8 protein-coding genes are annotated in these 12,491 nt (G+C 50.6%); 4 read left to right on the top strand and 4 right to left on the bottom strand.

Translation table 11 applies throughout. The features are described 5' to 3' along the window. Positions 1-80: 80 nt before the first annotated feature. From NDA02_RS23175 to NDA02_RS23160, 4 genes are all read right to left on the bottom strand, one after another. Positions 81-638 (bottom strand): adenylate kinase, encoded by a 558-nt coding sequence (locus NDA02_RS23175; protein ID WP_348256019.1) that lies wholly within the window; start codon positions 636-638, stop codon positions 81-83. A 271-nt stretch (positions 639-909) separates the two neighbouring features. After that, positions 910-1,470 carry a GNAT family N-acetyltransferase gene (locus NDA02_RS23170; protein WP_348256018.1) on the bottom strand — a complete coding sequence of 187 codons (561 nt, stop codon included), beginning with the start codon at positions 1,468-1,470 and terminating at the stop codon, positions 910-912. A 97-nt stretch (positions 1,471-1,567) separates the two neighbouring features. Next, positions 1,568-2,155 carry a hypothetical protein gene (locus NDA02_RS23165; protein WP_190790954.1) on the bottom strand — a complete coding sequence of 196 codons (588 nt, stop codon included), beginning with the start codon at positions 2,153-2,155 and terminating at the stop codon, positions 1,568-1,570. A 366-nt stretch (positions 2,156-2,521) separates the two neighbouring features. Next, positions 2,522-3,310, bottom strand: coding sequence for an HMG-box domain-containing protein (locus NDA02_RS23160; RefSeq protein ID WP_190790953.1), 789 nt, complete (start codon positions 3,308-3,310; stop codon positions 2,522-2,524). Between the two features lie 507 nt (positions 3,311-3,817). Between NDA02_RS23160 and NDA02_RS23155 the strand changes: the two genes are divergently transcribed. The 4 genes from NDA02_RS23155 to hpsA all read left to right on the top strand — a co-directional run bounded on the left by NDA02_RS23155 (position 3,818) and on the right by hpsA (position 12,360). Then, the gene (locus NDA02_RS23155; protein WP_190790952.1) at positions 3,818-4,012 is read left to right on the top strand and encodes a hypothetical protein; all 195 of its coding nucleotides are present in this window, start codon (positions 3,818-3,820) and stop codon (positions 4,010-4,012) included. A gap of 170 nt (positions 4,013-4,182) precedes the next feature. Then, on the top strand, positions 4,183-6,162 hold the full coding sequence (htpG, locus tag NDA02_RS23150) for a molecular chaperone HtpG (RefSeq protein WP_190790951.1): 1,980 nt from the start codon (positions 4,183-4,185) through the stop codon (positions 6,160-6,162). A 128-nt stretch (positions 6,163-6,290) separates the two neighbouring features. Beyond that, complete coding sequence (rpmB, locus tag NDA02_RS23145) at positions 6,291-6,527, top strand: 50S ribosomal protein L28 (RefSeq protein ID WP_190790950.1); 237 nt, start codon at positions 6,291-6,293, stop codon at positions 6,525-6,527. 673 nt (positions 6,528-7,200) lie between these two features. Then, positions 7,201-12,360, top strand: coding sequence for a hormogonium polysaccharide biosynthesis protein HpsA (hpsA, locus tag NDA02_RS23140; RefSeq protein ID WP_348256017.1), 5,160 nt, complete (start codon positions 7,201-7,203; stop codon positions 12,358-12,360). Positions 12,361-12,491: the final 131 nt, after the last annotated feature.

Here is a 12,491-nt window from a genome sequence, read left to right as displayed (position 1 = left end):
CCGGATTTGGTCAAAGCTATTGAGCAAGCATTCAATCAAGTCTCAACCGCTGATCTGCAAGGCTGGTTCACTCACTGCTGTTACTGTACCTGATTAGATTGGAAAAGGCTGTATTTTGCCAGTTCTAGTTCGACAGCTTGGTAGAACTCCTTCACATGCTTAGGAGACTTAAGATGATAGACTCGCTTGCTTTCCTTAGCTTTATTCACGTACTCTCGGTACTTTGGAGTCAGCTTCTTATGGCACAGCCACACCGTATAGTAACTGTTTAACGTACCCTTCAAGAGCGGACTATTCTCAGGCCAATTTGTTGGTGGAACTAGAAAGCCCTTCAAGAATCGCTTCGTTACCCACCAATAGTGCTGGAGAACTGGCATATCCACATAGACTAAGGTATCTGCTATCTCCAGTCGTTCCCATACTGTATCCAATGACCCATATCCATCAATTATCCACTGGTCTTGTTGGAGGAGTTGATCATGAGCAGCTTTATATTCTTCGTAGGAAACTTCGCCACCGCCAGGTTGATACTTCAACAGGTCTAAAGCAACCATGGGTAAACCTGTCATTTTTGCTAAACGGTTGCTGAGAGTAGACTTACCACCTCCAGCATTACCAAATACAGCAACTTTATTCACAGGATTGCCTTCATGAGTGTTGCCTTAAACTACTCCTTAGTAATGCACTTTTACGGTCTAACTTACAGCACATTGATAAGCTCTTTCAGTATCTGAAATAGGTTCTAAGTGTTGTAGTAGCCTTGCGGGTATTTTCAGATAATTTGCCCTATCAAAAATTCCTAAACCTATCTCAACCAAACCTCGTGCTCGGGCATCTCCATAAGAACTTGCAAGCTAATGGCTAAAGTGAGCGGTGACAAACAACATTGAAACGAAGCGCAAAGGCTCTTCACGTTCGCTCCACTACTGTGTTAGCTGGCTCCTGTTCGAGGATGAACTGATGCACTTTCTCTGCAAAGCTTGCATTGCTGACTAAGCCGCCATCCTTGAACCCCACCCGCGCAGCGACGATCTTTGAATACTGATTAGCTGGCACAATCAAAGCGATCACTCGACGATAGCCAAGCTCATCAAGGGAGTAACGAGCAAGTGCGGTAGCGATCTCTGTTGCATACCCTTGCCGTCTCGCGCTCGGCATCACTGCGTACATTATTTCTATCGTCTCTTCGTCGTGCGGATTCAAGCCACAGAACCCTACGAACTGCCGGGTCATCTGTTCTTCGACCGCAAAGGCAAGCATGGGATGTGCAGAGCTATATGACTCGATGGTGGACTCAACAAGTTGCTTGGCTCCCTCTCTGCTCTTCTGCTCTTGGGCAAAGGGAAGAAATGCCGTGGACTCGCAATCCGTCATAAAGCTGATGAACAACTCAATATCTTCGCGAGTGAATCTGCGAATTCGCAATCGTGCTGTATCAATCTGTTGTGTGGGTAGAGGTGGAGAGATCATCGATATCCTCCTTGACAGCTAACGACCAAGCTCACCAGATGCAGGCAACCTTGAACATTGAACCGACCAACTTGCGGCGTTCCAGTACAGCGGTTTGTTAGGCATCAGCTTGGCTAGATTGTATGTATTCAAGAAATTCTGGTGATTTAAACAGATCCCCGAAGGTTTGCCAGCCATTACTCACCGACTTTATTATCCACCCTAGTTCCTCAAGATGAGCTAATAGTCGAGGATTTTGTTCATCCATAAGACTAATGAGCTTACGGTAATCCTCTACACAACTGGTATCAAGAAGTGCCAAGTCTTGATGAATTAACTTGTTTCGCTCAACTACAACATCTGAGAGTGCACGTTTCTGAATCTTTAAGAAATCTGGGTTATCACAGGTGACCTTGAAATAGAAAGAAATTCCTGAATTGGAAGAGGCTGTTGTGGTTTCAACCTGGCTAGCATCAACTACAACATTTTTATGAAATTCCTGAACCAACTTACCTAAGCTCTGCTTGTGAAGCCTAGCCTGATTCCTACGCAATTGTTCGGAAATTGTTTCCTCAGTTCCCTCGAATTGGCCCATTGAAAGCAAATATTTCAATACTGCCTCTATTTTTGAAAAGTTGACCATGTTCCTCCCTAACTTTCTGAGTGCTTCAGCTCTAACTATTTCAATATCTATTGGCTCATTCATAGCAATTGATGGTAATACTTTCTTGTTTTCAGTAAACCCGTTTTACTACTACAACCGACAACCTAGCCGACGCTTTCATCTTCATATACAAAAATTTGCAGAACATTAAATTGCGGGTGCTTCCAATTTCTACAAACTTCGTTTTAATCAACGTCACAACTGATGGACTTAAGCAGAAGGTAAGTAGATACTCACGGTAGAGGGATGGCAAGAGCAACCCCACGGAAGAGCAAAGCCTAACGGCTCGCTTGAGCGGCTGCCAACAGTCACCGCAGTGCACCAAAACCTTCCCATAGTCCGCTCCAAGCGAATTGTTGGACGGCTAGTTGCCTAGAAGCAATACACTTACTTACAGCTATATGAGATTTATTGCGGTGCTGTTTGAGGATTCTGATTGCCTACACTACTTTGATAGTAATTGCCGTTACCTTCGTACGCCTTACCAGGATTACTGACTTCAACAGGAATTACCTGAGACGTTGATGTCACGGAAATATCACCTGGCGGTCTACCAAAAGCAGCAGTATTGGCAGCACATGCGCCCTTCAATTCTTCGGCAATTTCTTTTACTCTTTCTATATCGTTTTCCGATAGAGCAGTTATAAGCTCTCCTACTTTGTCTGATTGCTGCTTGAATTGAATCTGCGCCTGCCTCGTAACTTTCTCTTCCCTCCTAACATATTCCAGCATCTGTTCTTGCAAAGCACGAAAGAATGCAGAACCAGCAGTACCAACAACTAAGGACATAGCTAGTAGTGCAAAAGCGTTGTCAGGTTTAAGAAGTAATAAAACAGGCGGCGCTGCTGCACCACCCACTATTGATTGCGAAAGACAGCACTTTAGAATAGCACTCCACTTTTCTTTTGCCGCTTTTTCTTCTAACTTAGCTCTCTCTTTATCACTTAAATTTCTATTTTGCTTAGCCAGTTCTTGTTCGATCCTAGTTAACCTCTGCACGATTGGTTTTGATAACTCCTCCTCACTGACTTTAAAGTTCATTAGAAATGAAACGAAGCCTCCTAAAGCACCTGCTATGAAAATTATGAGAAGATGCCGTCCTAATTCCCATCCAAAGTCGAGAGTATTTAGCCGCTCATACATGTAATTCCTAGCAGTTTGTGCATGTACAACTTGTGTTGTTAACAAGGTGGACATGGATAGGAATACTGCTATTGCCAACCTGTGCTTCATGTTTCGATTTTTATGTATTCTGATTTCTCTCAGAATACATCTATGTAAAAGGGATTTCCGGGCGTACTTAGCAATTTGTCAGATTGCCGTCTAACTACTGATTGGGCTGAACTCGTTCGGGCTATCTACCCTGTAGAGGCAATTGGGCTGAATGAATTCCGTCTAATCGCTCCGATCGAACATTAGCCCGACATATTTTCCGTATAATCCTCCTGATTCCAGCCATTAGCCTGAATCCTAGAGCGTTTCTTCGGTCTTTTTTTGCCTTTTATTCTGCCTAAGATCTTAAAAACGGAATTAGCCCGAATCAAGGGTGTTTCGATCGAATTACAGCCTAGACCACGGCTGTTTCTGATCAATGACGATTACCCCGAAGGGGGAACTGCTTCGCATCGCCCCAAACCTCAATATTGCGATCGAAGAAAATTGGTAGGTTGAGCGAATGGCTTCTTGCGCTCCACTGAGAGAGCCATGACCCTTCCTAAAGATGGACTGAGGGAACTGGTCGAATCCCGATCAAACGAGAGTCTGACGATTTCTGGGCCTGAGAATGCGGTGATGCTTAGCAGCTCCCTCTTAAGGGCGCTCGTTCAGGTTCGACCGGGCGGAGTGATGCGGCTTTACAAACGCGGGGCTCTCATCACCATTCAGACCATTCCCCTGTAGCGTAGCTGTTGTCGCTCTAACTCCAGTGCAGAAAGGAAGGTAGGGGAATCCGTAATCCTTTAAGTAGGGTCAACCAGAATGATTACAATGGGAACGATCGCCTAGTCTAGAGAATCATCGGACTGGCAAAAGTTTGTACTTGTAACTTGTAACCCCTGCGGCACTAATCTATGACCACGATTCTGGAACAGGGCAATATCAGCATCCATACGGAAAATATTTTTCCGATCATCAAAAAATGGCTCTACTCCGACCACGAGATTTTTCTGAGAGAGCTAATTTCCAACGCAGTAGATGCAATCCAAAAGCTGCGGATGGTGTCTCGCTCTGGGGAATTTACGGGCGACGCGGGTGAACCGGAAATTACGATCGCCATTGATAAGGAGAAAGGCACGCTGTCGATTTCTGATAACGGCATCGGCATGACGGCGGATGAGGTGAAGAAATACATCAACCAGGTCGCCTTCTCTAGTGCAGAGGAGTTCGTCCAGAAATATAAGAACAGTACCGATCAGTCGATTATCGGTCACTTTGGTCTGGGCTTCTATTCATCCTTTATGGTGGCGTCGCAGGTTGAGATCGATACGCTGTCTTACAAAGAAGGATCGCAGCCCGTTCACTGGTCTTGCGACGGTTCGACTCAGTTTGAGCTTTCGCAGTCCGATCGCCAGGCGGTTGGCACGACAATAACGCTGACCTTGATGGAGGAAGAAAAAGAATATCTGGAGCCGTATCGGATTCAGCAGTTGGTCAAAACCTACTGTGATTTCATGCCCTTCCCGATCAAGCTGGACGGCGAACAGACCAACAAGCAAAAAGCTCCCTGGAAGGAGTCGCCCAACAGCCTCACCCAGGAAGACTATCTGGAGTTTTACCGCTACCTGTATCCGTTCCAGGAAGAGCCATTGCTCTGGGTACACCTGAATACGGACTATCCGTTTGTGGTCAACGGCATCCTCTATTTTCCGAAGCTGAAGCCGGATGTAGATGTCACCAAGGGGCAGATCAAGCTGTTCTGCAATCAGGTGTTTGTGAGCGACAACTGCGAGGAAGTGATTCCCCGCTTCCTGCTGCCCCTGCGCGGCGTGATCGACAGCTCCGATATTCCACTCAACGTTTCCCGCAGCTTTTTGCAGAACGATCGCACTGTCCGCAGAATTGCCGACTACATTGCGAAGAAAGTAGGCGATCGCCTCAAGGAGCTTTATCGGGACGATCGGACTCAGTATATTCGCTGCTGGCAAGACCTGGGAACCTTTGTCAAGTTCGGCTCGATGAACGACGACAAGTTCAAAAAGCAGGTCGAAGATATCCTGATCTTCCGCACCACGTTTGAAGGGACACCGAAGAGCGATACGTCAGCGGTTCAGGTGCAGTCGGCAGAGGGCGATTTGTGGCAGGACGTTGAGCCAAAGGAGCAGGCAGCAGACAGCCTGGACGGCAAATTCTACACCACGCTCAAAGACTATCTGGAGCGCAACAAAGCCCGCCACGAAAATCGGGTTTACTACTGCACTGACCCAGCCTCTCAGGCGACTTACGTGGAACTCCACAAGAGCCAGGGCTTAGAAGTGCTGTTTATGGATTCGTTCATCGATTCCCACTTCATCAGCTTCCTGGAGCGCGAGCATCCCGAAGTCAAGTTTTCCCGCGTTGATTCTGACTTGGATGAAACGCTGATTGATAAAGAGAAATCTAGCGAAATCGTTGACCCGACGACGAATAAAACTCGCAGTGAGCAGGTCAAAGAGCTGTTTCAGCAGGCGCTAGGCAAGCCCAAGGTAACGATTCGCACCGAGGCTCTCAAGTCTGACCACGCAGAAGCGGCTCCTCCAGCGATCGTCCTCCTTCCCGAAGAGCTGCGCCGTATGAGCGAAATGACTGCCCTGCTGACGCAGCAAACTGCTGAGTTCCCGGAAGAACATACGCTGCTGGTCAACACCGCACATCCCCTGATCCAAAATCTGCTGACGATCAACCAGGGCAAGATCCTTCAGGCGGGCGGTCAGTCTCCCTCGGGCGAATTGTCTACGCTCATCTGTCAGCACGTTTACGATCTGGCATTGATGGCGCAAAGGGGCTTTGACGCAGACGGCATGAAATCGTTTGTGGAGCGATCGAATCAGGTGCTAACCCGCCTGACGCAGTAGTAAAGTAGCCGCAGAGCAGGACAGGGAGAGAAGCTGCTCGATCGCTTGCAATCCGGCTGCGATGCTCTGCACTGCTGCTATACTAAGGGATTGTGTCCATCGAAGTCGAAATAACCAGGTCAAATCCTATGGCTCGTCGCTGTCAAATTACTGGCAAAAAGGCAAACAACGCCTACGCCGTGTCTCACTCGCACCGCCGCACCAAGAAATTGCAGGAAGTTAATCTTCAGGAAAAGCGCATCTGGTGGGAAGGGGGAAAGCGGTTTATCAAGCTGCGTCTTTCGACCAAAGCAATCAAAACGCTCAACAACCGGGGTTTAGATGCAGTTGCCCGCGAACTGGGACTGGATCTCAGCAAGCTATAAATTCCGCTTTCTGCGCTTTTTATCGGGTGTTGCTGCGCTTAATTGAATTCATTTCGATCGCGTTATTGACTATCAAAATTCGCTGTCGAAACCTTCTCAATCGAGAAATTCTATTTTTTCGAGCTTTCTATTTCAGAGATCTTTCTCAGGCAAAAGCCCTAGTGAGAAAGGTCTCTTTTATTTTGCTGATCTTTTTGCTGATTGCGGCGGCGTGTGCTTGAGGGCTGTGCTCAGAGGAGCCTTCATGATTTGGGCTTCATCTTCGTGACTCTGACGATCGCTTCATCGGATTTTATAATGCGTTGCGGTTCAAACCTGCGGCTGCGCTTGATCGTTTCTCCAGTTGGGGCGGGTATCCTATGCGGCAATAGGCGCAAATAGGCACAATCCGGGCAGGGTTTACTCTGGTTGACATTTCAGACCTTTTCCCTCGATAAATTTACTGAGACTTGTTTAATAATGTCTTGTTTACTTTGAACAAATTCGAGTTTCCCTGTGATTTCCTGCGCGTGATTCTCCTGTTGTTCCAGCGGCTAGAAGTTGTTAAGACGGTGATTACAGAGACCGATTGGCAGAATTGATCCCAAAAACACGGTTCAAATGTGAAGTTTTGAAAGGTCAAAATCTCATTTTCTCGAACCTCACTGACTAGGCAGAAAACAGGCAGACAGATATGTCAACCCCACGGAAAATCAGGGCAATCCCCAAACTGATGCAGCACCTTATCAAATCGCCACGTACCTGGATTAAAGGCTTCGTGCGCTGGGTCATGCGTGTGTTGCTCTTGATTGGCAGACAGCCTCAGCCTCAAGCAGGTTTTGTGCTGCCCACCACGGCACTGCTGCTGCTGGTCGTCACGCTGACGGTTGGCGCGATCGGCTATCGCACTTATACCCGGACGCAGCAGACGATCGGCGAACGGCAACAGCAGGTTATTTACAATGCCGCAACTCCGGCGATCGATCGGGCAAGGGCAAAGCTAGAGTTTTTGTTTGATCCGCTTCGTGATCCTCGTGCAGGGGGCGTTCCCAGCCAGCGACAGTTGCTTGGCATGATGCTCAACGATGGGCGGAATATTGCAGGTTCCCCCGGACCTCAACGCTTTCCATCTGATCCCAATGCTCCTGATCCCTACACGCTGCCAGGGGAAGAACGTCTCGACATTGACGGCGATCGTTTACGGGATAACGCCTGGAAGTATCCTGCCGATACAAACGGTGACGGTGTAACCGATGCAACCGTTCTCTATTCCATTATCATGACGGCTCCGGCAAACAATGCGGCTGGCGTCACCCCTGTCAATCCGCTACAAGATTCCCGGCAGACTGCCCTGGAGGATCGTGCCGAACGGCTGCAAGTGCGAAACGCACCGCTCAGTAATACTAACCAGGCAAACCTGGCTTGCCAGCGTTCTAACGGAGGGGCGGCAGGCTTGAGTCTTGTAAACGGCGACGGCTGGTTTCCTGACCCTAACAACCGCACCAGGCTGCGGAAGAATTTTCAGGTCAATGCCTATGTCGTACCGAATTCGCAAAACGGAACGGTATCGACGCTAGAGTTTCAGCAAGACCGGGAAGCAACCCAGGGCTTTAAGTGGGCTGCCTGGTTCCGCAATGACCTCGAGATCTTTCCGGGTGCGTCGTTTAACTGGAACGGGGCGATGCACACCGAGGGCAGCTTTATTTTGGGTGGAAACAACTTCCGCAGCTTTTTGGTGAGTTCGGCAAACTCCTGTATTTTTGACAAGTCGGAGTTGACCGTTGCTCGCAATCTGAATAGCACCAATACAGAAACCTTTGCTGGGCAGTTCATTCTGGGCATTACCAGAGACGACACCGATAACAGTTCAGTCAAAATTGATGCGGATCTGGCGCAGTTAAATCAAACCTTTGATAGGAACAACGATTCGGTCGATCGCACCCGTGTTTCGCCGCAGCCTTCAATCACCGACTTAACGCTGGAACCTGTAGTTCTGCAAACTCAGGACGAGTCACGTTCTCGTGGAGCCAGCATTACCAATGGCAATCCTCAAAATGCTGCGGATACGGACTGGGTGGATGGGATATTTAACAATAGTGCGCAAGGCAGACTGATCCAATCGCCCCAGCCCACACCCTACCTGGATGATATTTTCCGAGCGGATAATCGCCTTGGTCCAAAGCCCAAAGTCGGACGCCAAAATCCCCTCCCAGTTGAGCAAGTGATCGTCGGCAGCACGATCGGGCAAGACATCCCTAGCGATCGACAAGATCTCATTAGTGCTGATCCTCCTGAGGGCGGCGCAAACTCAGAGGTTGGTCTTGATGGCTACTGGGAACGACGGGCAAGGCTCGAAGGTTTGCGGCTGGTAGTCGGGCAGCGGCTCGAACTCGGCGACGCGGCAGGCTGGGGCGGACCCACCGATGCAAGTGGATTTTCAGCGGACGGTAATCCCCTGGGTGCGGGATCAGAGCCGCTTCGCCCCTGGCCCGGAGGTTGCTCCTCGGCAGCCAATCGCTGCAACGAACAGCGACAGCGACGCACCCTGTTCGATAATCTGCCAGCGGTTCAGGCAACTGCGGTCTACCATGCCAGTGCGCAAACGGGTCGCGACTTTCCCCTGGCTTGTATTGCCACCACTGTACATCCGGGAACCGCTGGAACCCTGGATAGAAGTTCAATATTTGAAAATTTAGCGACTCCCCTTCAGGGAACGGCAGCCATTCCTGGGTACAGCGATCAGGCAACCCCAATGGTGATTAGCGATTTCTTCCGGGGTCGCGGTACAAATGGCTGGGAGTTTGAAACGCCCAGGCTGGACGAGTTTACTAACCCTAACAGTAGCCTGATCACTGCCCTGAAAAATCTGGCGAACTTTGCAGGCGATCCCAACGGCGGCGCGCCCTCTTTCCAACCTCCAGCAACGCAAGTAGGTCGAAACGAAGTCCATCCCTATCCCAGCATGGCGATGTGGGGTGATTTCTCGATGCTGCGGAGAGTCCTGGCTATCTATGGAAGTCGTGGTTATGCTTCCCTGAGTCCTGCTGATAAGACAACGCTCCACACCGCTGCCTGCACCCTGGGTATGCTGGCATACAACGTCGATTACCTGGAAAAGCTTGATTACGCTACCCTGGAAGCCATTCCATTACCCGGAAGTCCTACCCTACGACTACTGGGTAGCCCTCTTCCCCCAGGAGTCACAATCACAGTTGATAACTTCTCCAGCCTGACGAATGATCAAATCGTCACGTACTTCTCTGGTCTGCGGGGACGCATTCGCCTGATTAACCTGATGATTGATGCTGAGACTGAGGTGGCTGCGCGTGAGATTAACGAAAAGGTTCGCAGTGCCAACCCAGCCTTAAACTTAGCCCTGCCTGATTCAGTTTCAGGCAGCCGCATTCTCAGGGATCTGGCACTGATGAGGAGTACTGAGCGGGAGTTCATGACCGCCTTCAACCGTAACAGCAACCCAGAGTTCTACGTGCGTCTGTTAGAACGCTGGCGCGACGATCCGGGTGCTGGAAATGTGGCAGCCCGCCGGGTTATCCAAGACCAGATCTACCTGGCTCAGCTCATTATTACGAAGGAGCAAGTTGCCCGCGATCGACAGATTGGCTTTTACGGTGCCTATGGGGGCAACACAAGCGCAGAAGAAGGAAACGAATCAGAGCGGGCATTAGCACAGGCTCCATTAGGGCAATGTCAAGCCTGGAATGGCACGACCGAGGCGCTTTTCAATCTCTGTTCCTATCGTCCTCGCTATCCCATTCTCTATTCGCTCTTTCCTGCGGGAACCAGTGATACCAATCTGACCCCTGCCCCAACGGTTGCCGCAGCCCTTGACGGTGCTGGGACAGACGACTTTATCTCCCATCCTGACTACCAGGGAATCGCAGGCAGTGAAAACGACCTCTATGTCCGTGACTCAGAAGACCGGAGCACCAGAGGAACCTATATCTCACTGCAGAATTCCACGGTGACCTATAACGTGGTGCGTCCTGAGAGTGTTGCCCTGCGTCCTCGCAGATTGCCAATGCCCAATGCCAGCCATACTGCTCTGGGTGGGGCACTCCGCGATCGATCGACGGGAACGATTATGGCGGGGCAGGATTGGCTGCTGCCTACAGGTGCTGGGCTATCGGATAGTGTCGCTGGGGTAACGGATGGTCGTACCCCCAACGGCAACGCCCGTAACTGGATTAAGGTTTGCTCGGTGTCCTGCTCCTTCCCGGCAGAAAGCTCCAACAACGCAAACTATCCTCGCCTGCTCCAGCTGACTAGCGCGACTGGCGCAGCCAACACGCCTGGCGCAATGTTCCCCGTCATGTTTAAGGATCATGCCTTCTTTAACGGACGGGAAATGATGACGGTCAGAAGCCTGGATCTCGACCTCGACCTGATGCGGAATAGCCAAAGCAGCGTGGGCTCTGACTACTGGCTTCCCAGAAGCGGTATTGTGTACGCCTTCCGAGAAGATTCAGTATCTGAGGCAAATATTGTTCGTCCGGCTAGCAATCGCTGGAGCAGCTGCAATACCGAAGCCCGTATGCAGACGACCGCGACCTGCCAGATGAATACCTACGCCGATGCCTATGCTTCAACCGACCCCCCTCTGAACGCTGCCAACCGGATCACGCCAAAACCTGTGGATTACCTGCCTGATCCCGATCGTCGTCCGTACGGGTTCCGCTTAAAGCAGGGTATCTCTCTGGTCAGGGGCGGAGCTGCTGCCAATGAAAACAACCTGTGGCGGGGCATCTCCTTTGTGACAGCCAACCCTGCCTACATTCTGGGCGACTTCAACCTGCACCGCACCTTTGATGCAGCCCCCGCTGCTCTCGAAGAGTTTACGGCTCCCCTGGCAGCAAACTACGGTAACTTCTACCAGCGTGGCTCTGGTGGGGCAAACGGAACCTTAAACCCAAACTTTGCGAAGTCTACAACCGACCAGTTCCGACCGAGCGAAGTTGTGGCAGATGCTGTCACGATCCTGTCGTCTAGGTTCTGCGATGGCAGTATCCAAGATGCGATGACAACTGCAGGTCGGCGTGGTCAAACAGTGGCAGTAGAACCTGCTTCGCTAGAGGGTCGTTACGGATGCAGTACCCGTACCACATCGTTCCTGAACCAAAACCGTCCGACGGTTCTGCCCAATGCTGACCCGCCTAACACCCAGAAACAGGCGCGCTGGGTGACTGCCAACATTGCAGATAGCTATCCCCTGATTCTGCGAGATTTGGCATCTGGCAATAACCCCGATATTGGGGATTCGCCCCTCTTGATTAGCCGCAGTGGAATGCCCATTCAGTGGAATGCGAACGACGGCTTCCGGGAATACCGCGCAGCTGACGGCTTTTATCGCACGAGCCGGCAACGGGCACTCAACGATGCACCAGACGCAACACGAATCAACACGATTGTGGTAGGAGGTCTCGTTCCGACGCGCTCTAACCAGGGCTACGGGGGGCTGCACAACTTCCCTCGCTTCATCGAGTGGTGGAAAGACAAAGAGCTGTTCTTCTCTGGAGCATTCCTTCAGCTCAACTTCAGCAGCTATGCGACTGCGCCGTTTGACCTGGATGCCTGGGAGCAGGGAGCCACTCCTGCCAGGGGAGCTGGTTGTCCAGATAATGATAGGAGCACAGAAGACATTTGCTACTACGAGGCTCCACTTCGCCGCTGGGGTTATGATCCGGCACTGCAATACGGACCTCCGGCTCCAGTTGCCGAACGATTCCAGCAGCCTGACTCAACTCGCAGCGAGTTCTACTCAGAGCCTCCGGCGGATGATCCCTATATTGCACGTTTGAGCCAATGCGTCGCGCCAAATAGCTGTCGCCCAAGCTAGGCAAGATCGTCCAATGGAATGTCCTTGCTGCTAACCCCTGCGGCAGGGCATTCCCTCAAGCCCATCTGCATTTGCCTGTCCTAGAGTTTGCTTGTCCTGCGTTTGCCTGTTCTGGAGTTTGATGGTTCTGG

This window comes from Leptolyngbya sp. ST-U4, from assembly GCF_039962215.1.
Taxonomy (GTDB): Bacteria; Cyanobacteriota; Cyanobacteriia; order Elainellales; family Elainellaceae; genus Leptolyngbya_A.
This window is presented reverse-complemented; position numbering and strand designations above follow the sequence as displayed.